The sequence below is a fragment of the Moraxella sp. DOX410 genome (genome assembly GCF_032248735.1).
Lineage (GTDB): Bacteria > Pseudomonadota > Gammaproteobacteria > Pseudomonadales > Moraxellaceae > Faucicola > Faucicola tetraodonis.
Genome location: NZ_CP135138.1, coordinates 280,006 through 304,866, shown reverse-complemented (window position 1 = coordinate 304,866; position 24,861 = coordinate 280,006). Strand labels below are relative to the sequence as shown.

Annotated in this window: 23 protein-coding genes; 13 read left to right on the top strand and 10 right to left on the bottom strand. The window is 43.7% G+C overall.

Annotation, left to right across the window (positions count from 1 at the left end):
* The first annotated feature begins 28 nt into the window (after positions 1–28).
* Together rpsB and tsf are read left to right on the top strand one after the other, a co-directional pair.
* Positions 29–802, top strand: coding sequence for a 30S ribosomal protein S2 (rpsB, locus tag RNZ41_RS01390; protein WP_050324911.1), 774 nt, complete (start codon positions 29–31; stop codon positions 800–802).
* A 228-nt stretch (positions 803–1,030) separates the two neighbouring features.
* Positions 1,031–1,909: a translation elongation factor Ts gene (tsf, locus tag RNZ41_RS01385; RefSeq protein WP_050324910.1), complete on the top strand. Its 879-nt coding sequence runs from the start codon at positions 1,031–1,033 to the stop codon at positions 1,907–1,909.
* Between the two features lie 143 nt (positions 1,910–2,052).
* Here the strand turns inward: tsf and RNZ41_RS01380 are convergent, their stop codons facing one another.
* The 5 genes from RNZ41_RS01380 to glyQ form a co-directional block, all read right to left on the bottom strand.
* Entirely contained in the window at positions 2,053–3,339 is a 1,287-nt protein-coding gene (locus RNZ41_RS01380; RefSeq protein WP_314027392.1) for an O-acetylhomoserine aminocarboxypropyltransferase/cysteine synthase family protein, read from the bottom strand.
* Between the two features lie 231 nt (positions 3,340–3,570).
* Positions 3,571–5,016: a hypothetical protein gene (locus RNZ41_RS01375; RefSeq protein WP_314027391.1), complete on the bottom strand. Its 1,446-nt coding sequence runs from the start codon at positions 5,014–5,016 to the stop codon at positions 3,571–3,573.
* A 377-nt stretch (positions 5,017–5,393) separates the two neighbouring features.
* Positions 5,394–7,496 carry a glycine--tRNA ligase subunit beta gene (glyS, locus tag RNZ41_RS01370; RefSeq protein ID WP_314027390.1) on the bottom strand — a complete coding sequence of 701 codons (2,103 nt, stop codon included), beginning with the start codon at positions 7,494–7,496 and terminating at the stop codon, positions 5,394–5,396.
* 122 nt (positions 7,497–7,618) lie between these two features.
* Positions 7,619–8,488, bottom strand: coding sequence for a sulfite exporter TauE/SafE family protein (locus RNZ41_RS01365; protein WP_314027389.1), 870 nt, complete (start codon positions 8,486–8,488; stop codon positions 7,619–7,621).
* A 234-nt stretch (positions 8,489–8,722) separates the two neighbouring features.
* Complete coding sequence (gene glyQ / locus RNZ41_RS01360) at positions 8,723–9,688, bottom strand: glycine--tRNA ligase subunit alpha (RefSeq protein ID WP_314027800.1); 966 nt, start codon at positions 9,686–9,688, stop codon at positions 8,723–8,725.
* A gap of 571 nt (positions 9,689–10,259) precedes the next feature.
* Here glyQ and aciT point away from each other — a divergent pair.
* The 5 genes from aciT (at position 10,260) to hemJ (ending at position 15,410) form a co-directional block, all read left to right on the top strand.
* Positions 10,260–10,706, top strand: a complete 447-nt coding sequence (gene aciT / locus RNZ41_RS01355) for an AciT family ciprofloxacin tolerance protein (RefSeq protein WP_314027388.1) — start codon at positions 10,260–10,262, stop codon at positions 10,704–10,706.
* A gap of 343 nt (positions 10,707–11,049) precedes the next feature.
* Positions 11,050–12,468, top strand: a complete 1,419-nt coding sequence (locus RNZ41_RS01350; protein WP_314027387.1) for a hypothetical protein — start codon at positions 11,050–11,052, stop codon at positions 12,466–12,468.
* Between the two features lie 112 nt (positions 12,469–12,580).
* Positions 12,581–13,651: a biotin synthase BioB gene (bioB, locus tag RNZ41_RS01345; RefSeq protein ID WP_065253771.1), complete on the top strand. Its 1,071-nt coding sequence runs from the start codon at positions 12,581–12,583 to the stop codon at positions 13,649–13,651.
* A 72-nt stretch (positions 13,652–13,723) separates the two neighbouring features.
* The gene (locus RNZ41_RS01340; RefSeq protein ID WP_314027386.1) at positions 13,724–14,875 is read left to right on the top strand and encodes an aminotransferase class I/II-fold pyridoxal phosphate-dependent enzyme; all 1,152 of its coding nucleotides are present in this window, start codon (positions 13,724–13,726) and stop codon (positions 14,873–14,875) included.
* Positions 14,876–14,966: 91 nt separating this feature from the next.
* Complete coding sequence (hemJ, locus tag RNZ41_RS01335; protein ID WP_314027385.1) at positions 14,967–15,410, top strand: protoporphyrinogen oxidase HemJ; 444 nt, start codon at positions 14,967–14,969, stop codon at positions 15,408–15,410.
* Between the two features lie 44 nt (positions 15,411–15,454).
* Here hemJ and RNZ41_RS01330 read toward each other — a convergent pair whose 3' ends face one another.
* The 5 genes from RNZ41_RS01330 to ppnP form a co-directional block, all read right to left on the bottom strand.
* Positions 15,455–16,165, bottom strand: coding sequence for an exonuclease domain-containing protein (locus RNZ41_RS01330; RefSeq protein WP_314027384.1), 711 nt, complete (start codon positions 16,163–16,165; stop codon positions 15,455–15,457).
* Between the two features lie 199 nt (positions 16,166–16,364).
* The gene (locus RNZ41_RS01325) at positions 16,365–17,762 is read right to left on the bottom strand and encodes a TrkH family potassium uptake protein (RefSeq protein ID WP_314027383.1); all 1,398 of its coding nucleotides are present in this window, start codon (positions 17,760–17,762) and stop codon (positions 16,365–16,367) included.
* A gap of 37 nt (positions 17,763–17,799) precedes the next feature.
* Entirely contained in the window at positions 17,800–18,459 is a 660-nt protein-coding gene (locus tag RNZ41_RS01320) for a potassium channel family protein (protein ID WP_312384782.1), read from the bottom strand.
* Positions 18,460–18,534: 75 nt separating this feature from the next.
* Positions 18,535–19,311, bottom strand: a complete 777-nt coding sequence (rlmB, locus tag RNZ41_RS01315) for a 23S rRNA (guanosine(2251)-2'-O)-methyltransferase RlmB (protein ID WP_248108473.1) — start codon at positions 19,309–19,311, stop codon at positions 18,535–18,537.
* Positions 19,312–19,372: 61 nt separating this feature from the next.
* Positions 19,373–19,711: a pyrimidine/purine nucleoside phosphorylase gene (gene ppnP, locus RNZ41_RS01310; RefSeq protein ID WP_007115041.1), complete on the bottom strand. Its 339-nt coding sequence runs from the start codon at positions 19,709–19,711 to the stop codon at positions 19,373–19,375.
* A 587-nt stretch (positions 19,712–20,298) separates the two neighbouring features.
* Between ppnP and recN the strand changes: the two genes are divergently transcribed.
* The 6 genes from recN to xerD all read left to right on the top strand — a co-directional run bounded on the left by recN (position 20,299) and on the right by xerD (position 24,828).
* On the top strand, positions 20,299–22,005 hold the full coding sequence (recN, locus tag RNZ41_RS01305) for a DNA repair protein RecN (protein WP_314027382.1): 1,707 nt from the start codon (positions 20,299–20,301) through the stop codon (positions 22,003–22,005).
* Positions 22,006–22,088: 83 nt separating this feature from the next.
* Positions 22,089–22,655, top strand: coding sequence for a YqgE/AlgH family protein (locus RNZ41_RS01300; protein WP_096489416.1), 567 nt, complete (start codon positions 22,089–22,091; stop codon positions 22,653–22,655).
* Positions 22,648–23,133, top strand: a complete 486-nt coding sequence (gene ruvX, locus RNZ41_RS01295) for a Holliday junction resolvase RuvX (protein WP_314027381.1) — start codon at positions 22,648–22,650, stop codon at positions 23,131–23,133. Before RNZ41_RS01300 ends, ruvX begins: the two co-directional genes overlap by 8 nt.
* Positions 23,130–23,582 carry a hypothetical protein gene (locus tag RNZ41_RS01290; RefSeq protein ID WP_314027380.1) on the top strand — a complete coding sequence of 151 codons (453 nt, stop codon included), beginning with the start codon at positions 23,130–23,132 and terminating at the stop codon, positions 23,580–23,582. The genes ruvX and RNZ41_RS01290 overlap by 4 nt, the downstream gene beginning before the upstream one ends.
* Complete coding sequence (gene tusA / locus RNZ41_RS01285) at positions 23,575–23,847, top strand: sulfurtransferase TusA (RefSeq protein WP_050324895.1); 273 nt, start codon at positions 23,575–23,577, stop codon at positions 23,845–23,847. The genes RNZ41_RS01290 and tusA overlap by 8 nt, the downstream gene beginning before the upstream one ends.
* A gap of 36 nt (positions 23,848–23,883) precedes the next feature.
* A complete protein-coding gene (xerD, locus tag RNZ41_RS01280) occupies positions 23,884–24,828 on the top strand; it encodes a site-specific tyrosine recombinase XerD (protein WP_314027379.1) in 945 nt (314 codons plus the stop codon).
* Positions 24,829–24,861: the final 33 nt, after the last annotated feature.

The window sequence follows — 24,861 nt, the reverse complement described above, 5'->3', positions numbered from 1 at the left end:
ATAACCCAACTTTACTTAAGGAAATCTCATGGCGTCAGCTAATCCTACCCAAGTTTCAATGCGTGATCTTTTAGAAGCCGGTGCACACTTTGGTCACCAAACTCGTTTTTGGAATCCAAAAATGGGCAAATTTATTTTTGGTGCACGTAACAAAATCCACATCATCAACCTTGAGCATACAGTTAAAGCGATGAACGAAGCACTAAACTTCGTTAACCGTGAAGCAGCACGTGGCAACAAAGTACTATTTGTTGGTACTAAACGTGCAGCAAGCAATGTTATTAGCGAACAAGCCGCTCGCGCTGGTATGCCGTATGTTGACCATCGCTGGTTAGGTGGTATGTTAACCAACTGGAAAACCATCCGTCAGTCAATTACGCGTTTGAAAGAATACGAAAAACAAGCTGAAGACGGTACGTTTGCTAAGTTAACCAAACGTGAAGCGTTAGAGCGTACTCGTGAAATGGAAAAACTTGAGCGTGCCTTAGGCGGTATCAAAAACATGAACGGTTTACCTGATGCAATTTTTGTGGTTGACGTTGACCATGAAGCGATTGCAATCAAAGAAGCAAAAAACTTAGGTATCCCTGTTATTGGTATCGTTGATACAAACTCAAACCCAGATGACGTAGATTATGTCATTCCTGCCAATGACGATGCGATTCGTGCGGTAACGCTATACGTATCAGCGGTTGCAGATGCAATTATCGCTGGTAAAGAATACGCTAAAACTCAAGGCGGCAAAGCAGCAAATCAAGAAGAAGCAGTAACTGAAGCACCCGCAGAAGCTGCGGCAGAATAAGGGTTACCGTAGTATCATAGCAGCGCATTGCTTGGGTTGTTATGATACTGTCATCAAAATTTTATAAACTAACTTTGATGAGTAAACACAAAATTAGCTTCTAAAAATTCGAATTTGTAGCGTAATATTAAAGGGCAAAAATCACCCATTTTTGTCCTTTAATCTTCAAATGTTTAGACAATAAACAACCCAATTCTCATCTATAATGATAATCAATTGAGGTATCTCATGGCAGAAATTAGTGCAAAACTGGTAAAAGAATTACGTGACCGTACAGGTCTTGGTATGATGGAATGTAAAAAAGCCCTGCAAGAAGCAGACGGCGACATCGAAACCGCAATCGATAACCTGCGTAAATCAGGTCAAGCAAAAGCTGCTAAAAAAGCAGGTAACATTGCTGCTGATGGTGCTATCATTATCGCTCAAGAAGGTAACAAAGCCTTACTACTTGAAGTAAACTGTCAAACTGACTTCGTGGCAAAAGATGCTAACTTCACCGCATTTGCAAACAAAGTAGCTGAACTGGCGCTTGCTAACGATACCACTGATGTAGCGGCTATCTCTGCATTGCCGTATGGCGATGGTCAAACGGTTGAAGAAGCCCGTGTTGAGCTCGTACAAAAAATCGGCGAAAACATCCAAGTACGTCGTGCAGAAGTGATTGAAGGTGACAACCTAGCCTCTTACCGTCACGGTATTCGTATTGGTGTAGTGGTTTCTGTTGAAGGCGGTAATGCAGACACCGCAAAACACGTAGCGATGCAAGTTGCGGCCTTCAACCCAATCGCGGTTGATGAAGCGAATGTACCTGCTGATACGCTAGCGCGTGAAAAAGACATCATCGAAGCGAAAGCAAAAGAATCTGGCAAACCAGACGCCGTGATTGAAAAAATGATCACCGGTGGTCTACAAAAATACTTGAACGAAGTGACTTTGTTGAACCAACCTTACGTTATCGACAACGAGAAAAAAGTTGGCGATATATTAAAATCTGAAGGTATGACGGTTAAAGCATTCAAACGCTTAGAAGTGGGTGAAGGCATCGAGAAAAAACAAGAAAACTTCGCTGAAGAAGTGGCGGCGGCTCAAGCAGCAGCAGCTAAATAATAAGCGACAACCGCTAGGTTGTAGACTTATTAAAAATACCCCATAAATTTGGGGTATTTTTTTGTCTAATTTTTTTTTAAATTCAAAAAAGCGAGTTGAAGGCTCGCTTTTTTATGTGAAGCGATTATTTGTAGATGAAGCGATTAATTGGCTGCGGCTAACGCTTGCTCAAGGTCAGCTTTGATGTCCTCAATATGCTCAATACCAATGGATAAACGAATCATGTCTTCGCTGACACCTGCTTTTTGCAACTCTTCAGCATTTAACTGGCGGTGCGTGGTAGTGGCGGGATGGCAAGCAAGTGACTTGGCATCACCAATATTGACCAGACGGGTAATTAATTGTAGCGCATCAATGAATTTCGCCCCTGCTTCACGGCCGCCTTTTAACCCAAAGGTTAGAATCGCTGATGGCTTACCACCAAAGTATGTTTGCGCAAGCTTATGCTCTGGATGGTCGGTTAATCCTGCGTACTTGACCCAAGCCACTTGTGGATGATGGTTTAAAAATTCTGCCACGGCTTGGGCATTTTGGCAATGTCGCTCCATACGCAAGGCTAACGTCTCTAGCCCAAGCATAATTTGCCAAGCATTCATTGGGCTTAGTGCCGCACCGGTATTACGTAAGGGCGCAACGCGTGCACGTGCAATAAACGCCGCAGCACCCATGGCTTCGACAAAATTGACACCATGATAGCTGGCATCTGGGGTATTTAAAATCGCGAAACGTTCTTTGTGAGCGCCCCAATCAAATTTACCACTATCGATAATCACACCACCCACCGAAGTGCCCGAACCACTCACATATTTGGTCAATGAATGAATCACAATGTCAGCCCCATGCTCAAATGGACGACACAATGTTGGCGTGGCGACGGTGTTATCAATCACTACAGGTACGCCTTTGCTATGAGCAAGTTCGCTAATTTTTGCGATATCCAGCACGTTACCCAATGGATTACCAATACTTTCACCAAATATCAGTTTGGTACGCTCATCAATCAAATCAACCAAAGTCTCAGGTTTGGTATAATCAAAGAAACGCACTTCGATACCTTGACGTGGCAACGCATGGGCAAATAAGTTGTAAGTACCGCCATACAAAGTTGATACTGAGACGATGTTATCGCCTGCCTCACATAGGGTTTGGATGGTATAAGTAATCGCCGCCATCCCGGATGCCACCGTCAATGCACCGATGCCGCCTTCTAACGCTGCCATACGCGCTTCAAGCACCGCATTGGTTGGGTTCATGATACGGGTGTAGATATTGCCGGCAACTTTAAGATCAAAAAGGTCAGCACCGTGTTGGGTGTTATCAAAGGCATACGAACTGGTGTGGTAGATAGGGACAGCGACAGCTTTGGTGGTCGGTTCTGGTTCGTACCCTGCATGAATGGCGAGCGTTTCTGGGCGATGCGGTGGGCTCATATATATTCCTTTAATTTAGTTTAATTAGCAAAAAAAATCTCTTTTGCATTGTAACGAGTTATTAATCAGTTTTGCAAATTCACAATAGAGCATTATTGGAACATTAATGCTGTGTTTTGGAATATCTATTTGTGGTGAATTGGCGTTTAAAAGCCAGTGTTTAACACAGATATAAGATAGTACGTCGTAAAATATAACTAATGAAAGTTTTAATTTTTTTTAGGTAACCAATCAGGCTTGCTCGGCTTGTTCATTGATTAAATATTCAGTTAAATTTAACATTTCTTGATAGGAATCAAGTTTAAGGATAAAGCTAGTAAAATCATTGGTTTGAATATGGGATAACCGCGTTAAACATTTTAGCTCATACACCAAACTATTGACAATATCATCATATTGTTTGAGACGTAAAACTTGGGTATCATCTGCTAGTGTTTGTGTTATTGTTAGCAAGGTCTTGGCTTTTGTCACTAACTGTTCTTTGTCCAATACCTGCCCATATAAGATATCGGTTATAGCCGCGACAGTGGCTCTTTTGGTGGCAATAAAATCATCAACTGTTTGCGTATCTAAACTTAATAGATAGACGGCACGGCTGATAAATTTATGGTATTCATCTTTTACCTTATCGATTTGCTTTGTTAAAAGCACCGTTTCGGTAATATCTACCACGCTGACAAATAGATGAATGGATTTTTTATTCTCGCTCTTAACCACCCGTAAAAATTCAAAATGCAGGTATTTTTTATTGGTAACGCCTGTTTCATCTAAAAAAATCAACTCGACTGTTTTAAGTGGGTTGATATCTTGAATCAACTCTTCATCCACGTTGGATTGGTACAGGTAATTGATAAAATGCTGTGTCGCTGTGATGTCTTTTTCGCTGACCATATTTTGTAACAGCTGGGGTAATGTCAGCCCAGCTAACTGCTTGCGCCCCAATAACTGCTCTAGTTTTTTTGAATAATGCTCACCAATGACCATTTTATCATCGATGAGAAACAAGCCTTTTTTGACTGTGTTCATGATATCGCGCATATCGGTCTGCGCTTTATCAATCGCCACATCCTCGTGATACATCTGTCTGATGGTGTAATGGATAAAAAAGATGATATAGGCTATCAAGGCAAAAAAACTGCAGTAGGTCAAATAGCGCGAATAATCTGCGGTACGGTAGGTGTCATTGAGATAAGTGTCGTAGCCAATATTCATCAATGACCAAATTTTGCCTTGGTTATGATAAGCGAACTCAGCCAATTCAACGTTGCCTTTTTCATCTTGCTCAGAGATTTGCGCGATTCTTTGGCGATAGTCTTGCCAAATAATGGCAAATTCATCCATCGCCGTTTCTTGCTTTGGATAGCGGGACAACTGTGCCATATAGCCGTCTAACTCAGCCGCCTGTTTTTGTAAGGTTTCAATGATCTGTTGTCTATCGTTGTGTGGCGTTATCGTTAGATACTGCGCACCGGTTGCTATCTGAAGCGTCAAATCACTGATGTTGCCGATGATATCCATATGCTGGGTAGACTGGGTCAAGAAGCGCGCAATATATACATTGATAGCCACAAACGCTAGCACAGACAAACACAGCACCACTAAGCTTTGTAAAAGAAGCCGATACCTTTTGGTATGCACCATATATCGAAACAAGCTATCGTTATTGCTGACTTTCACGTAATTACCCTAGACCAAGATAAATTAGAAAAGATAAATTAAAAAAAATAAATAATAGCTAAAACCCCACCGTTAAATACACAATTTACCAAAAGCTTTGAACTTGGTTATATTGGTTATACTGTTTATACCATCCTAAACCCTAGAGAGCAATTCAGACAAAAACATCCTTACAATAGTATCAAATACGCGTAAACTAGCCTGCTAATTTAGCAAAAACAAGCGTAAAAGTATCTTTAGCTTGTAAAAAAACCCATAATGACCGTTGTCAGTATGGGTTTAACCAATGATATTAAAGCAGGGGTATTAAAGCCATAGTATCGAAGCCATATGATTAAAGCCATATGATTAAAGCGTTGACTCGTATCTAAATTAGCTTATAACTGTAACTCACTGATATCTGCAACCGTTAAAAACAACCCACGCACTTTTTTTAGTAGCGCCAACCGATTGGCTTTGAGGTTAGCATCTTCACTATTCACCATTACCTGCTCAAAGAAGTCATCCAATGGTTGCTGCAGCGTGGCTAGCGATTGTAAAATCTGGGTGTAGTTGGCGTTGTCAGTGTGTTGATGCGGCTCAATACTTTGCGCTGCAGTTTGCACCGCTTGGTACAATGCTTTTTCGGCAGGTTCTTGTAAATAAGCCGTTTGTATTTGGCTTGCAATCTCACCCTCAGCCTTGGCTAAAATATTGGCAACACGTTTATTGGCCTCGGCAAGTTGTTTGGCGGGTGGCAAATCACGGAAAGCTTGGACGGCTTTGATACGATGGTCAAAATCCATTGGCACTTGCGGTTGTAGCGCCTGTACCGCCATAATTGTATCCACGCTCACGCCTTGGTCTTCATACATGGCACGGTAGCGTGAATTGATAAACTCCATCACTTGTTTAAAAGTTTTTGGTAAGTCATCAATTTTGCCTACATAACCCAATAAAGCTTGCTCAAGCAATACTACTAGATTTAGTGGCAGTTGTTTCTCAATCAAAATACGCAGTACCCCAATCGCCGCGCGGCGCAGACTAAACGGGTCTTTTGAACCCGTTGGCGCTTGGTCAATGCCAAAAATACCGACCAGCGTATCCAAACGGTCTGCTAATGCCAGTGCCGTTCCAATGTTGGTCGCCGGTAATTTATCACCGCTAAATTTTGGCAGATATTGCTCTTCGATTGCCGCCGCCACCGCTTCTGGCTCTTGGTTTAAACGCGCATAGTAAGTCCCTGCCACGCCTTGTAATTCTGGAAACTCACCCACCAAGGTACTGGCAAGGTCTGCTTTTGACAGCAAGCCTGCCCGTGCCGTTTGCTCAACGTCTTCGCCAATTTGGGTAGCAATAAAGGCAGCTAGCTTGGCAATACGCTCAGATTTTTCCCAAATTGTCCCTAACTTATCTTGGAATAAGCGGGTTTTGAGATTTTCAGTCAGCGCAAACAATGGCTGTTTTTGGTCTTGTAAAAAGAAAAATTCAGCATCGGCAAGGCGTGGACGTACCACTTTTTCGTTACCGGCAATCACTTGCGCTTTATCTTTACTGTCGATGTTACTGATAAAGATAAAATAAGGCTGTAATTTACCTTGGCTGTCAGTCAAACAAAAATATTTTTGATCCGCCTGCATGGTGCTAATCAAGGCCTCTTGCGGCACTTGTAAGAATCGTGGCTCAAAGCTTGCGCGTAGTGCTACTGGATAATCGACCAGCGCAGTGACTTCATCAAGCAAATCTTGCGGTACGATAGCAGTCGCACCTACTTCATCGGCAAGCTGTTGCACTTGTTCTTTGATAAGCTGCTGGCGTTTGTCAAAATCAGCGATGACGTGCGCCTCGGCAAGGTTTTGCTCATAGCTGTCCGCCGTGTCAATTCTAACCTTATCAGGATGATGGAAACGATGTCCGAGACTATAACGACCGAGTTCAACGCCCTGCGATCCTGTCTCACCCGACGTTAACCCTTGAATCGTTGCTGGCAGCACTTGGTCGTCTTTTAGTAGCACCAACCATTTGACAGGGCGAACAAACTCAGAACGCTCTGCGCCACTGCGCATGCGTTTGGCAATCGGTAACTCATCTAAGGCTTTTTGAAAAATACTCGGCAGTAACTCAGCCACAGGCTGACCGATAACATTCATTTCATAGCCGATATAATCGCCTTTATCACCTTTGATGGTAATCAAATCCTTGACGTCAATACCCAAGCCTTGGGCAAACCCTTGTGCCGCTTTGGTTGGATTACCGTCCTTATCATAGGCAGCTTTGACTGCAGGACCGCGTTTTTGTTCGATTTTATCGGGCTGTTTTTCACTAATTCCTTGAATCTGTAAGGCAAGGCGACGCGGGGCGGCAAAGCTTTTAATGGTATCAAAGCGAATATTGGCATCTGTTAGCGATTGGGTGACATGGTTGTTAAGTGCATCGCGCAATGTTTTTAGATTTTTTGGGGGCAATTCTTCGGTGCCAAGTTCAAATAAAATAGTAGACATGCTAAAGCCTTGTTGATTCAAATAGGGTAAATATAGGCGATTATAGCAGAAATTTAAGCCATAAAAATGCCCCATCAGCGGGGCAAATCAAGAAAACCGTCAGCGCAAAACGAAAATTAAACTTATCGGCTGGCGCTTGCCGAAGTTGTTACAGCGGTTGTGGTGACTGGCGTATTGACCGCCGCTTTTGGTTTGGCTTTGGCAGGATTGACCACAAAGTTAATGCCTAACAACAACAGCGTCACCCCTAAAATCGGGCGCAATTTTTTCTCAGGTAATTTACTGCTCAATAATGTGCCTACAATAATGGCAGGAATCGCGCCAATGAGCAAAAAGGTCAGCATGTGAAAATCCACACTGCCTGACAGCAAATGTCCGAGACCTGCGACCAAGGTTAACAGCACCGCATGTACCACATCCGAGCCGATGATACGAATGAGCGGCAATTGGGGAAAAATTAGCACCAGCGCCATGACGCCAAATGCCCCTGCCCCAACCGACGATAAGGTCACTACTACCCCGAGCAATATACCCATCAGCACCAATTTATATTTTGGGATTTGGGAGGTGAGACTGTCAGTTTGGTCATTTTTACGGTATTTGTCAAAAAACGCTTCGATACGGTTGCGAAAAATCAGCGAAATCCCGGTAATGGTCAACATCACGCCCAATATCAAGGTCATGATTAGTTTGATGGCGTTAATATTACCCAAGTAAGTAGCGACGAGATAATTGGTGACAATAGAGGCTGGAATACTACCAATCGCTAGCCATAGCACGATTGGCCAAACGACATTTGATTTTTTAAAATGTACCACACCACCAAAAAACTTGGAAATAGCGGCGTATAGCAAATCGGTGCCGACAGCAATATGCGGCTCTACTTTTAGCAGTAAAATCAGAATCGGCGTCATCAGTGACCCACCGCCCACGCCCGTCACCCCTACGCAGAATCCGACAAAAATACCCGCTAAAATAAAATAAAGTTCCACTCACCGCCCCTTGTTACATGGCTTACTTGCTGCGGCTATTGTAGTAGAATAGCGCGTCGTTGCCCTGTGGCGATTTTTGATATAAATATGCGAGATTAGAATATTCTGATCATTTGATATTTTTTATTAACGTTGACAATAAAATAAGGCAAAAAAAAGGCAATAGAAACTATCTATCTATTGCCCTTTTTAATTTGACCGTTCAAAGAAAATTTTTTCGTCGATGTGATGAAACTATTGTGATTTATCCGCTTCTTTCATCTGTTGGTTTGAAATAGCTTCTTTCGGTAGATATTTTTCTAACGCATCCGCTTTATGTGCGTCATCCGCCAATGGGAAGCCCAATTTGGCGCGCGTTTCTACATAGCTTTGTGCTACTTTACGCGCCAATGTACGCACACGCAAGATAAAGCGCTGACGCTCTGTCACCGAAATTGCCCCACGTGCATCCAACAAGTTAAAGGTATGTGACGCTTTGAGCACCATTTCATACGCAGGCAGCGGCAGATTAAGACTGACCAATTTGTCAGCTTGGCTTTCATAAAAATCAAATAATTCAAACATTTTGGCCACATCGGCATGTTCAAAGTTGTAGGTCGATTGCTCTACTTCGTTTTGGTGGAACACATCACCATAAGTGACACGACCAAATTCGCCATCCGTCCATACCAAGTCATACACACTGTCCACGCCTTGGATATACATGGCAAGGCGCTCAAGACCGTAGGTGATTTCTCCTGTCACTGGGAAACACTCAATACCACCGACCTGCTGGAAGTAAGTAAACTGGGTAACTTCCATGCCATTGAGCCAAACTTCCCAACCAAGCCCCCATGCGCCAAGCGTTGGTGATTCCCAGTTGTCTTCTACAAAGCGGACATCATGCGTTAAGGTATCGATGCCAATCGCTTTGAGTGACCCCAAGTACAATTCTTGAATATCCGGTGGATTGGGTTTAAGTACCACTTGGAACTGATAATAATGTTGTAAACGATTTGGGTTGTCGCCATAGCGACCATCCGTGGGACGGCGTGATGGCTGCACATAGGCGGCATGCCAACGCTCTGGACCCAATGCTCGTAAGAAAGTGGCGGTATGAAACGTACCTGCACCCATTTCCATATCGTAAGGCTGTAACACCACACAGCCTTTTTCTGCCCAATAATTTTGCAAAGTTAAAATCAATTGTTGAAACGTCATCATACGAGAATTACCACTATATAGTCGGTGATTAGGCAAACTGTATTTATCAAAATAGTTGTCCACGTGATTTTGATAAAGCGTCAGTTTTTTTAATTAGTCACATTAAAAATTTAAATTTTTTTGCGTCGCAAATAGCACTTAAAATAGGCGGTACAATTGCCGAACGATATTTTTACTTAAAACGCCCAAAATAGCAAACTTATCCAATTTTTTAGCTAGATATATAGCCATGGTTATTGCGCAAACTAAGGGATGAACAAAACTACAAAGTATTAAAACAATATACATTTCGCGACAAATCAGTTACCGCATTCTAGCACTTTTTTACTAGATTTACGAAAATTCCTGCTACCCTTGAACAAGTGATTTCGATGATTGATTATTGCCTTTTTTCAGCCGGTTTTAGCCTTTTTAATCGCTTGTTTTAAGATAAATCAGCCAAATTTGATACGTCATCCATTGTCGTTTTAGTTGGGTTTTGACTTTTAATTTTCATCTTTTAGCGCCATAATAACCTACACAAGCTTTTACTTAATTTATCTTAAGTATTTGTTTTTAATAACTTTTCATGAGGTCAACCATGCTTATTTCGGCAAGTCTATTATTAGCTGCTACGTCGTTAACTTCTAACTGGTTGTTTTTAATCGCTCTAGTGACTGTCGGTATGCTAGCGATTGCGTTTACCCCTTATCGTTTCGTATTGGGCTATTTTATGTTGGGTATGGTGTACTGGATTTCGGTGGAAGGGCTGCATTGGGCAGTCGTCACGCTGTCATCGTTGACTGGTACAGATGCGTATGTGGCGGCAATTGGTCTATCGATGATTCCGATTGTGATAGCGTTAAATGCAAAACCTAAGTTTAACAAAGCAGTGAGTCAAGCTACTACCAACCAAGCTATGTTAAAAAGTAGTGTTCAAATGAGCGCCGGTCATCGTCCTGTGGTGTTAGAAAAAGATACCGATTTTCATCAAAACTTTGTTCGTCATGCTTCGGTGTTTGAATCAAAACACTAATAACAACCCTATCCCCTTATTGCCAATTAGTAGCAGGTTATTTGACCCATCATGTTGATGGGTTTTTTATGGGGTTCAGCTTGATAAAAGCTAAAAGACTCGCTGTGTAACGCTCTTTAAATACACAAATCAAACGCTTTGATTACAAAAAATGATACTGATATGTTAAACATTACTGTAACTTGGCATCGATGACCTTATAATATATTGTATAACAAAGCTATTAAATCGTTTGTAGTAGCGAATTATAATTTCTTTGAAATGAGTGACTTAAGTATCGTCATTTATTTAAAGACCTTGCGCATTGCAATATCTATAAAATCTATAATTTTGGAGGACACGTATGTTATCTCAATTAACCCAAATCAAATCAGATCCCCTTGACGTATTATTGTTTGCCGTTGGTTTGCGTTTAACCCAACTTGCCAAAACAGGCGATGACAAATTTAAAGGCTTATTAGAAAACCGTAATTTTACTATTCAACTCGGCAGCGACGCGGAACAAACGTCACGTTACTACCAAATCAATAACGGTACTTTTAGCCAACATGCAGGTCCAGCCAAAGAGCCAACGTTGACGATTACCTTTAAAGACTCAATGACGGGTGTAAAATTGCTCACTAAAGGTGAAGCGACAGCATTTATGACGGGCATCCAAAATGGCGATTTAAAAATGTCGGGTGATTATTCACTGCTGATGTGGTTTAACCAAGTTGCAAAATTTATTGTGCCAAAAGTACCTGAGCCACTTAAACCTGTGGTTGAACAAGCAAAACCATTAATTGAAAAAGCCACACCTTTTGCTAAAGAACTTTGCAGTAAAGCCCTAGCAATGATTGGGGGCGCGAGCGCGGGTAAAGCATCTGGTAGCAGCAAATACTTTAATGAAGCCAACACCAAAGATGTCAATGCTGACAGTGATTCTGAAGCTACGAGCAAATTAGACACCCTTAAGGCGAAAGCGGCTGAAATTAAAGATGATGCGGTGGAAAAATTTGATGAGCTAAAAACCGAAGCCAAAGAAAAAATCGATGCACTCAAAGAAGATGCGAGCGGAAAATTAGCGGATATTAAAGACACCGCTAACGAAAAACTTGGCGAAACCAAAGAAAAGTTGGATGAGGTTAAAGCGCAAGCGGCTGATAAAATTGATGACGCTAAAGAAACTGCCACTGAAAAGCTTGATGAAGCAAAAGCAGCCAAAGATGATAAACTTGCGGATGCTAAAACCAAGCTTGAAGACGTCAAAGACCAAGCAGCTGAAAAATTAGCCGATGTTAAGAGCTTGGCCGGTGAAAAACTAGACGATGCTAAATCAAAGGTTGACGCGTTAAAAACCCAAGCCGATGACAAACTAGATGCGCTAAATGAAGAAGCCAAAGAAAAAATCAGTGAGGCAAAAGATAAAGTCGAACAAGCTAAGCAAACGCTGACCGACGAAACAGCCAGTGATTCTGACGTATCTGATAATAAAGCCATCGAAGAGAAGTATGAAGCGGCTAAAGATACTACTAACGCTCAAGATAGTACAGCTAAAGATAGTACAGCAGATAATGATAGTATCCGTCCTGACAACGTGTTTGCCAAATCAGCGGATAATGACAACTTAACGCCTGCGCTGCGTAAATCTGCTGAGATTGAGGCAAAGCATGCGTCTGATGAGGTCATTGCCGACAATGTCAAAACTAGCGCAGTCAGTGATGATAAATCACCTATCACCAATATTTCCATTACCCGTGGTGATAGCTCACAAGATAAATAAGCCATTGTTATTAAATAATAAAAAACAATCACTTTAGGTGGTTGTTTTTTTTTGGTATGATGAGACACCTTTTATTATTTTAAGCTTTGTTTTAATTAGGATTATAGCTGTCATGGCAGACTTATTAGCAATTCAACAATCAGAGCAACCGATTGGCACCACACTGACCCCCCAAAGCCGCCCAACTCGCGAGCAAATCCAAGCTTGGTTTGAACTACCTTTGATGGATTTACTGTTGCTCGCGCAAAACAAACTTCGCGAACACTTTCCACCCAATGCGGTACAAGTCAGTACCCTGCTATCAATAAAAACAGGCAATTGTCCTGAAGATTGCGGCTATTGCTCACAGTCAGGACACCATAGCACCGACTTACAACCTGAAAAGAAAATCGAAGTACAAAAAGCGATTATCGAGGCCAAAAAAGCCAAAGCCGCTGGCTCTAGCCGTTTTTGTATGGGTGCAGCATGGAAGCACCCAAACGATAAAGATATCCCCTATGTGGTTGAGCTGATTAAAGAAGTCAAAGCATTAGGCTTAGAAACCTGCATGACGCTTGGCATGTTATCCGGTAACCAAGCGCAAGTACTTGCTGAAGCGGGATTAGATTACTATAACCATAACCTTGATACCTCACGCGAGTACTACAACCATATCGTCTCCACCCGTAGTTATGATGACCGTTTAACTACCCTTGACCATGTGCGTCAAGCAGGCATTAATATTTGCTCAGGTGGTATCATCGGTATGGGTGAAAGTCGTGATGACCGCATCAACCTGCTGACAGAACTGGCTAATTTGCCAAAACCCCCTGAATCAGTCCCAATCAATATGCTAGTACCCATTGAAGGCACGCCGATTGCAGATCAGCTGCAAGGCACGCGCTTGCCTGTGCTTGAGTGGATTCGTACCATTGCTGTTACGCGCCTTGCTTGCCCAACCAGCTATGTGCGTATTGCCGCAGGTCGTGAAGGCCTAACCGATGCAGAGCAAGCCATGTTGTTTATGGCAGGTGCCAATTCTTTCTTTTATGGGAATCGTTTATTGACTACCGATAATGCTACCACCAACCATGATGATCAGTTGATTGCCGATTTAGGGTTGACGGTTGAAAAAGCCGAGCCTAGACAAATCCCGGTGACCAATGCGATGAATGGTCGCATCGGGAGTTTGGCTGTCGTTTGATATGCCAAGAAACCGCCGAAGTGGCGGTTTTTTCTTAGATGCTTTAACGATGCTTTAACAGAGTTCAACAGTATGTTAGCCAATTTTGCCCTTCAATCAGCCCTTGATGAACAGCGCCAAAAAGACCTGTATCGTCAACTGACGCCCATTCGTCATGGCGTCACGCCCACCATTGACATAGATGGCAAAACCTACGTCAACTTTGCCAGCAATGATTATTTGGGACTTGCCACCGACCCACAACTCATACAAGCATTTAGCCACGCTGCAAAAACCATCCAGCAAGTGGGTAGTGGCGCGGCGCACTTGATTACGGGGCATACGCTTTGGCATGAACAATTGGATACCACCCTTGCCCAAGTGACAGGCTATGAACGGGCATTAACTTTTAGTACAGGGTATATGGCAAATGTCGGTGTGATTCAAGCGTTGTGTGGTAAAGACAGCGTGATTTTCAGTGATAAGCTCAATCATGCCTCCATTGTCGATGGGGCAATCCTTAGCCGTGCCAAAGTCATGCGTTTTGGGCATCGCAATTATAGCCAATTAGAACAGCTGCTTTCGCAAAGTAGCGCTAAGCAAAAACTGATTGTCACCGATCATATTTTTAGTATGGATGGTACCCTTGCGGATTTGGCTGCGCTGCATGCATTAGCGGTTCGCTATGAATGCGCCTTGATGGTCGATGATGCCCACGGTTTTGGTTTGCCCTATCAGGCTTATAAAAAAGCCCAACCGCAAGCGGATATCTATATCGGTACCTTTGGTAAAGCGATAGGTACCAGTGGCGCATTTGTCGCAGGTTCGAGTCAGCTGATCGACTATGTGACCAATTTTGCCCGTTCATTTATTTATACCACGGCGATGCCCCCTGTGCTTGCCAGCGTGACTAAAACTAGCATAGCCATGTCGCACACCGATACTTTGCGCAGCAATCAATTACTTGCCAATATCAAACAGCTCAGTCAAGGGCTATTACAGCGAAATTGGCAAGTAGGTATTGATAATCAAATACCGACCACCGCCATTATTCCTGTGGTCATTGGCAATAATGACAGAACCCTGCAGCTTGCCAATGCGTTAAAATCTCGCGGTTTTTGGGTCTCGGCAATCCGCCCACCTACGGTGCCGGTAGGCACAGCACGGCTACGCTTTTGCGTAAGCGCTCGTCATAGTGAACAACAAATCTCGGATTTACTTGCTGTCATGCAGACTTTAAAATAACAGCTATTTGCAGACTTTTTTAGGGCAAGTTTATTTAGAATAAGCTGATTTAGGGTAAGCTTATTTAGTTGCATCATCATCGGGGTAAGCAATGACAGAATATTTTTTATGGTTTAAAGCCTGGCATGTGATTTCATTGGTGTGTTGGTTTGCCGCGATTTTTTATCTACCACGCTTGTTTGTGTATCATGCCATGAGTACCGATAAAATCAGTCAAGATCGATTTGCATTGATGGAGCGTAAACTGTATCGCGGCATCATGACACCTGCGATGATTGCCACTTGGATTTTTGGTTTGTGTATGCTGCTACCCAATTGGGACAGTTATAAAACCCAAGTTTGGCTACATATCAAGCTAGCCTGCGTCATTGCGTTGACGGTATATCATATAGCTTGTGGTCGATTTCGCTTAAAACTGATTGATAACCCTAGTTATAAAACCCATGTTTTTTGGCGGTGGTTTAATGAGGTGCCTGTGTTTATTTTAGTCGCTGTGGTGATTTTGGTGATTGTTAAACCGCAATTTGGCGCGTAATCATTTTAGCACTTCAGGGATCAAATCATAGCGCAAGGGTTCAATCATAGAAGGTTGCCATGATTGCCTGCGCTATGTTCGGTGAGCGCAAGGTGTAAATACGGGTCAAGGTCAGCTTGTTTGAGCAGCCAATCGACATAATCAGCCGGCAAGTCTTTAATGGCAACCCCTTTATGTTTACCAAAGCGCATTACCGTGGGTTTTCGGGCATGTTCACTGGCTTGATACAGCTGTGCCATATCGGTGATGCGATGCTGATAGCAGATAGCTTTTAATACCAAAAAGGTAAACCAAATATCGTATTTGGCACCATGCGCGAATTTGATATTTTTTTTGGCAACCTGCGGCTCAAAAAAACACAGTAGCGCGCCTAAACTATGGCTATCTAACTGCGGGAAAAAATGCCGCGCCAGTGCCAAAGTGCAAATACGCTTAATGTTTGATAAATCACAGTCAGCATTGGTCAGCACGTCAGCATCAAAGTCGATATTGTGCCCAATCAGATACTCGCAGTCTTTTGGTAACTGAAAATCAGTATGCGGCGGCTTGTCTGCCACATCGTCGTCAAAAATCCCTGTGATAGCTTGGCTGCCCAAAGTAATTTTTTTGTGTGGGTTAAAGCGCTGCTCAAAGGCATTGTGGGTCTGTAGTATCAGCTCGTCTGCTGGACTAAACACCACGCCAATGTAGGCGATTTCGGTCGCATGTGGCTCAACTAATCCATGCGCTTCTGTATCTAAAATATAACTACTCATAAACTTAAAACTTACTAAATCGCTCAATTCACCAGTTGTAGAGAATCATCATACACGATTTGGCGATAGCTTCGTTAGGTTTTAAGTATCTTATTCTCAGTATCTTGGGTACATCAATCGCTGCCTAAAGGTTTTGCTTGGTATTTGCCACTTCGCTAACCCTGTTAAATTAGCCAACTTAGCCAATAAGGGCGCCAACTCAACCAATAAGGGTATGGGTCTCAGGATAACGAATACGGGTCGGTTTAGGGGTGGCGATAAAATACGCCAAGGTTAATGGTCCAAGACGCCCCATATACATCATAAACATAATCACCCATTGCCCAGGTTCACTCAATGTCGGGGTGAAATTTCGCGATAAACCGACCGTTGCCGATGCCGATATCACTTCAAATAAAATATCAGTCAAATGCCCTTCTGGCTCAAATATCGTTAAAATAAACGCCGCTAAAGCAATCATCAAAATCGAGGTGCTCATCACCGCAAACGATTTTTTTACCAAGTGATCAGAGATAGCACGATGGAAAATCGTCACTTGCGGGTGCTGACGCAAATATGCCCTAGTCGATGCTAGGATAACCACAAACGTGCCGATTTTGATACCGCCACCTGTGGACATTGAGCCTGCGCCAATAAACATCAATATAAAAGTCAATAACGTACTGGCATCTGTCACTTGGCTATAATCAATATTATTAAAGCCTGCAGTACGTGACGTCACCGCCATAAACCAAGACGCAAACCACTGCCCAGCTTCGCTCAATCCGCCAATCGTTTTGGCGTTATGACGCTCAAGTAACCAATACCCCATACAACCAATGATATTGAGTGCCAGTGTGCCCAAAACCATGACCTTGGTGTGCAGGGTAAATTTTTGCCAGCGCTTGTGTTTGATGATATCTAAAATCACCAAAAATCCGATACCACCCGTGATAATAAGCAAACTTATGATAAAACTAATCATCGGCTGGTGCACATAGGCAGTCATATTGTTGCCATTTAGCGCAAAACCTGCATTGTTAAACGCTGAGATACACAGAAAAAATGCTTCATACATCGCATCTTTTAGCCCTTTTAGCGGTGCTAACAATAGCGTTAACCCTAAAAAACCCAAGCTCTCGGTGATAAAGGCAATTTTGATTACCGCTTTGGCGGTACTGCCAATTTGGTTGCTATGAGTACCCAACGCTTCTTGCGCCGTGATTGAGCCGGATAATCCCATTTTACCTTGCAGACTGGTCAATACCAAAATCGCAAAGGTCATAAAGCCTAGACCGCCAAATTGAATCAGCGCGGCAATCACCAGTTGTCCAAACGTGGTATAGTTAGCGGTATCTACGACATTTAGCCCCGTGACGGTCACCGCAGACGTCGCGGTAAAGGCTGCTGCTAACAGACTAATCGGTTGAATTGTTGCGATTGGCAATGACAGTAAAACCGTCCCCATCACAATTAACGCTAAAAACCCCAAGGACAGAATCGCAGGCGAGGACAACTGCAATCCCTGTTTGGTAGGCGGCTCTAGATCGTGAGTACTGGGTTTTGATTTATCAATAATCTTTGGTTTGTCGCCTTTTTTGACTTCACGAAACGGCATATCTACACCTAATTACTTTTTTTGCGTGAGTGGTGGGTTAAATAGCCGTTTGCCGAATGACTTTGGCAAGGCGACGCAGCGCTTGGGTATCACCACCCACCACCAATTTATCCCCACCTTGAAAGAAAAAGCCATCGGGTAATTGGTTAAAGATTTGCTGGTTGCGTTTTAGCATGATAAAAGTAATATCAGGATGGTTGTGTTGTACATCCGACCACGGGTGCCCTCGCCACTGCTCAGGCGGGTCTAGACGAACCAAAAACTGCTCGTCACCCAATGCCATGTATTGTTTGACCATCGGATAGTTCATTTTTTGGGCAATACGAATCCCCATGTCTTGTTCGGGGTGAATAATATTATTCACGCCTAAGCTTTTTAGGATTTGGTGATGGGAGTCGGTTTTGGCTTTCACCCATAGGTTTTGTACGTTTAGGCTTAGTAGGTTGAGTGTACATAGCAAGCTGGCTTCAAGGTTATCACCAATGCTCACGAGCACGCCGTCGAAACTTGCAAGGTCAAGCTCTTCTATGGTGTCTTTGTCGGTGGCATCAGCAATCACGGCACGGGTGACATGTTCACTGATGTCATCGACCAGTTTTTCATCAATATCAATCGCTAGGACTTGGTTGCCCAATTTTTCAAGCTCTTTAGCGCAGGTAATACCAAAAACACCCAGTCCGATAATGGCAAATTGCATTTTGATTTTTCCTTTCTTAGCCCACTTCCTGAGCAATTTTTTTTAAATCATCAATACAGATAACATATTTTCTCATTATTTTTTAGCGCGCTGGCGACTGGCTTCGTACAGCACCATGCCAGTGGCGACACTGACATTTAAACTTTGGATTTGCCCATGTTCATTGCCGGGCATCGGGATATAAACCAGCTGGTCGCAGGTATCTGCGGTCAAACGGCGAATACCGTCACCTTCTGAGCCCATCACAATCGCCACATCACCTGTCAAATCACAGTCTTGCACGGGCTTTGCCGTATCATCAAGTGCCGTACCAAACACAAACACCCCTTGTTTTTTGATGTCAGTGAGCGTACGCGCAAGATTAGTGACTTGGATAAAAGGCATTAATTCCACCGCACCGACGGCGACTTTTGCCACGGCTGGGGTAATGCTTGAGCTATGATTTTTGGGAATAATGACGGCTGAGACACCCATTGCCACGGCGGTACGCAAACACGCGCCAAGGTTGTTCGGGTCGGTGATTTGATCAAGTACCAGTAGTAATAGCGGTTTTCGCTCGGCTTGATGTTTGTCAACTAAGTATTTGAGATCTGCCTCATCTTGGAGTTCAGCAGGGCGGGCTTGCAATACCACGCCTTGATGCTGCGGACTTTCTGCAAGCTTGGTGAGTTTGTCTTTGGCGCTGATTTGTATCGCAATCCCGTAGGTTTGGGCAAGCTCGGTGATGTTAGCTACCGTGGCATCATCTTGTTTTTTACCGTCTTGAATAAAGAGTGTTAACCCATCGATACCGCGGTGTTGCAAGATGGATTGCACGGCATGAATGCCATAAAAATAACTCGGTTTTGCCATGATTGATGACCCTTTTTTTCGATTTTATATTTGCCTTGCCGCTAGCTTTGTATATTATTCGCTAGCCTTCTAGGTGGCAAATGTACTGCACGACTGCTTCATTACGTAGCTCATAACTGCTATGCCCTTCGACCAAGAACGCCTGACCGGCACGGTAATAAGTAAATTCTTCCTCGCCTGCCAGTTTGACTTCACACTCGCCTGCCAAGATTTCGATACGTTCAGATGAGTCGGTTTTAAATTCATAGGCTGGCACATCGGCATCACAAGGTAGCACGATTCCTAGCATTTTTTTGCGTCCATCTTCAAACCAAACGGTCCGACTAAAAGTACGACCTTCATAGTAAACATTCGCTATTTTTTCTACCGATACATGGTCGAAACGATTAGGTGACGTCATGAGATTCTCCTTAAAATACACAGTCAGTTGACTTGATAACGCTGCCTTGTTATAAAAAATTATAAAGAATTATAAAGATGGGCAAGTCGTTTTGCGGCAACCCGCTTTTTTTAGTCGACAAATGGGTTTTATAATCAAACGCAGTCCGTGACTTGTCGCAATCAGCCAATGGTATTGCCGATAGATTATTAACGGTTGATAAAAAATTATGTTCCGTTATCCTTATGCAGACGTTGTTTAGAGCAATAGGATAGCATCAAATTTAGTCAACTTTTATGACAATCTATTATAACAATCTATGTTTTATAACAATCGATGAAACCGCCCTCAACTTACCTAGGCGAAGATTGCTAGACACAGATACCCATCAAAGATAGCCAGCTGACGGAAATTTGGATTTTTGCGTTGCTTATTTTGTAATTGTCCCAATTATGCTATTGTTTAGTGTGAAACAGCTAAATGGAATTTTTACTGATTTTTGAAGACTTGTCTAGGATTATTGTGAGCTTTTCATGACAAGGTTACAATAAAGTTTTTGCAAATTTGACCGCCAATGTGCCACTCTTAACGTCAATGATAGGATTGATATGCTGACACAGTTAACCTTACAAAATTTAGCCCTCGTCACCAATGCTGAAATTGAGATGAATGCTGGATTTAACATTATCACTGGCGAGACAGGTGCTGGTAAATCACTATTGCTTGATGCCTTGACCTTGTGCGTGGGTGGTCGTAGTGACGCAGGTTTGATTCGGCATGGACAGACCACGGCAGACGCTTTTGCAGAATTTAATATCGGTCAATTACCCGAAGTCATGGCATGGCTGAGCGAGCAAAATTACCCATTTGAAGACGATACGCTGCTGATTCGCCGGCAACTTGCCAACCAAAACGGTACGCTTCGTAGTAAAGCTTGGCTCAATGGCATGCCCATTAGTATGAATGAGCTTAAAATTTTGGGTGGGTTACTGGTCAATATTCACAGCCAACATGCCCAGCAAAGTTTGCTACGTCCGCAGTTTGTGATGGAATGGCTTGATAGCGCCACGGGCTTAAATAGCCAAGCAAGCGACGTGAAACAAGCTTTTTTGCAGTACGAACGCCTTAAATCACAAGCCGCCCAGCACGCCAAAGACGAGCAATTGCGCCAGCAGCAAATTGAGCTATTGAGGAATCAATTAGCCGATATTGAGCCAATTGCCAGTATCTTATACAGTGAACTTGAAGCTGAGTACGATGAATTATCTAACCTTGAAAACCTCATGCAGCAAGCCGCCTTGTCGGTGCAACTACTCGATAATGACAGTGATGAGCCCGATGTGGTAAGCCTGCTTAATCGGGCGATTAGACTGTGTGAAGCACAGACTGAGCTTAGCCAAACCTATGCCGATTGTGTTGAACAGTTGTACTCAGCACATACCCAAATCGCTGAAGTGGCTAGCACCCTCAGCAATTATGCTGAGGGACAAAGCCTTGACCCCAAGCGGTTAGCACTACTTGATGAGCAGTTATCGACGTTCCACCGACTGGCGCGTAAATATCATACCACGCCGGAAAACCTTGTTGAAGACAGCCAAGCCTGGCAACAGCAATTAGATGATTTGCAATCAGTGATGTCGCCTGAAGCGATGGCAGAGCAAATTGAAGAAGCTTATCAAGCCTACCTGCAAAAAGCCAAAGCGTTGGATGACAGTCGCCAAGCCAATGCCACAACATTAGCTGAAGCCCTAGTCGCACGGTTAAAAGCATTGGCACTGCCCAATGTGCAAGCAGCATTTGAATTTACCCCACTTGATAAACCGCAAAGTATCGGGTTATCGCAAATTGAACTGCTATTTAGTGCCAATGTCGGTATGCCAATGCAACCGATTCACAAAATTGCCTCAGGCGGTGAATTATCACGACTAGCCCTTATTATGCAAGTCATTGATGCACAAGGAGTTTGCCGTAATACGACCACCGATATGGCAACCACCACCCGTCAGTTATTGGTATTTGATGAAGTGGATGTGGGTATCAGTGGTGGCACGGCGCAAGTGGTGGGCGAGTTACTGCGTGAACTGGGTGAAGAACAACAAATCATTGCTATCACTCACCAATCGCAAGTCGCGGCACAAGCCCATCAGCATATTTTGGTGTACAAGACCCAGCAAGAGAAAGCCCAGTCTCACTTAAAAATCCTGTCGGGCGATGACCAAGTGCAGGAATTAGCGCGCATGTCGGGCGGGGTCAATATCACCGAAGACACGCTCAAACACGCGCGCAGTTTGCTAGCAAGTCGCCGGGTAAGTTAATTTAATATCGCCTGTCGCTTTTAATGTTTATCGTTTTTAATCTTTGCCGCTTTTAAGTCGCTTTTAATTAGGTATGCCACTGAATGTCAAAAAACCAAAATCTTACCAACCATTTTTTGATAGCCTCGCCCAATATTGACGGCGGGATTTTCTATCAATCTTTGGTCTATATTTGCCGTCAAGACCAACAAGGCACGTTAGGGCTGGTAATTAACAAACCCATCGAAACCAGCAACGTCGCCAAATTGTTTGAAGAATTAAATATTGATGTGACAATCACTGACTTGCACCGAAAATTACCCTTAGATGGAGGTCCCATGAACCCGGAAGTTGGGTTTGTGATCCATACGGGACAGCCTGATTGGGTATCTTCGTTTGCCATCACCGAGAACGTCTGTATCACCACTAGCAAGGATATTTTACAAAGTATCGCCAATGGTCAAGGTGTTGAGCATTTTGAGCTTTGTCTGGGTCATGCCAGCTGGGGAAAAGGGCAGCTAGAAGAAGAAATCAACCAAGGCGATTGGTTTGTTTTGCCGGCATCAATGGGGCTATTGTTTGATATCGACCATCAGACTCGCTGGCAAGTCGCCGCTCAGCAGTTGGGCGTTGATTTTAACAAACTGAGTACGGATATCGGGCATGCTTAACCTGACTATGGCGCAAGATACCCATCACACCCACACTATCGAAACGGTGATGGGGCTTGATTTTGGCATCGCAAAAATGGGTGTCGCATTGGGCAATACCTTAACCCAGACCGCAAGCCCGTTGATGCAGTTTAAAATGGATAATGGCAAACCCAATTGGGATGAATTGCTAAAAATTATCGAGTCATGGCAAGTGAGCACCATCATCATCGGTTTGCCACTGAATATGGATGGCACTGCATCTGAGCTTGGCAATCGTGCCAAAAAATTTGCTCGTAGGCTCAAGCACCAGCTCGAAGAAGCGCATCGACCACGCCCGATTATTTTGGCGGATGAGCGCTTAACTAGCCGTGAAGCCAAAAATTTGGCTTGGGAATATGGGTTAATCAAAAGTGACAAAGAGCCGATTGATAGTATCGCCTCGGCAATTATGCTTGGCAGTTGGCTTAGAAGTCGCGAAGGAGCGCTGTTATCATGACTCAATTAAATGCGCCTGCCATGCCAACGACCAAAGGCTTTTCTGCGCCTGTTATTGGTTTGATTGAGCACGCACAGCGACTCAACAAATGGTCAATTTATCTGGTTTATTTGGCAATTGCGCTATTTTTATTATTCGGTACCCTAAAGAGCTTGTCACAGTTTAAGGACAGTCAAACGATTTATACTTTATTTCATTGGGTGCCTTACGGACTCGTTGGACTGACCATACCGCTATCCTGCTATGTGGCGTTTATTTTATACCGTTACCGTTTAAGCCAGCCGAGCATGCTTGCGCTGTGTATCGGTATGGGATTTGGCTTGTTTGTTATCAGTAGCTATGTCGCCCTAGCCGCCTGGATTGGGGTGGCGTTTATGTTTAAAGCCAATTTAACCCGTTTTTTTAATTTTATCCAAGAAAGTCGACAAGCAGAGAGTCAACATGCCTGATGCCAATTACCAACTCGATACCCAAGGGCTGATTTGTCCAGAGCCGATTATGCTGCTGCATAAAACCGTTCGTAAAGCGCAGTCAGGGGAAGTGATTCACGTCATCGCCACTGACCCTGCGACCACGCGCGATATCCCCAATTTTTGTCGCCATCTGGGGCATGAACTTATCGAGCAGCAAGACATCATAAACCCGCAACAACACCAAAACCCTGATCCGTATGCCAATGTGTATCATTACTGGATTAAGAAAAAAGCTGGTTAAAAAAAACTCCCCTTATCCTGAGATTTCAAGTCATTTATGTCCCAAGTCGCCGCGCGCCAACCGCGCCAAGTCAAAGCCTTACACCTTCATGATGAGCCCAGTTATATTCAGCAGTTTCGCCAAGAATTGCTAACCCGGGGACTTGCCACCAATACGCGCAATGCTTATATTCGTGACTTGATGCTGTGCGAAACCACCTGTAGCAAAGCCATCACCCGTTGGGACGCCAGTGACGTGTTGGCTTGCCTAGCGGCGCTCTATAAACAAGGCAAAACAGCACGCAGCCAAGCGCGTGCCTTATCATCGCTCAAACAGTTTTTCTTATGGCAAATCAACGCCAATCAGCGTGATGACAACCCGTGTGAGCATATCAAGACCCCAAAACTTGGGCGCGCGCTGCCCAAAGATTTATCCGAAAGTGATGTCGACGCCCTACTCGCCAGCCCAGATACATCGACCCCATTGGGCATGCGTGACCAAGCCATGTTTGAAGTGCTCTATGCCTGCGGGCTGCGTGTCTCTGAGCTTATTCATTTATCGTTAAGTGAAGTCAATCTCAATGCAGGCTGGTTACAGGTTACCGGCAAAGGCGATAAGACTCGGCTGGTACCCCTTGGCGAAGTGGCGATTGATGTATTGACCGATTATTTGACCGTAGCGCGACCGCAATTATGTATCATGAAAAATGGCCAAGAAAGTCGCTGCCAAGCGGTATTTTTGACCCAACAAGGCGGCTACATGACCCGCCAAAACTTTTGGTATGTCATTAAACGTTACGCCAAGCAAGCCGGCATCGAAAGCGAAATTTCTCCACATACCTTACGTCATGCCTTTGCCACCCATTTGCTCAATCACGGCGCTGACTTGCGCAGTGTACAGATGTTATTGGGTCACAGTGATTTATCAACCACCCAAATCTATACCCATGTGGCTACGGCAAGACTGCAACAGCTGCATCAGCTGCATCATCCTCGCGCTTAAGCTTGGTTGTAAGGTAAAAAAATAGCCCACTGA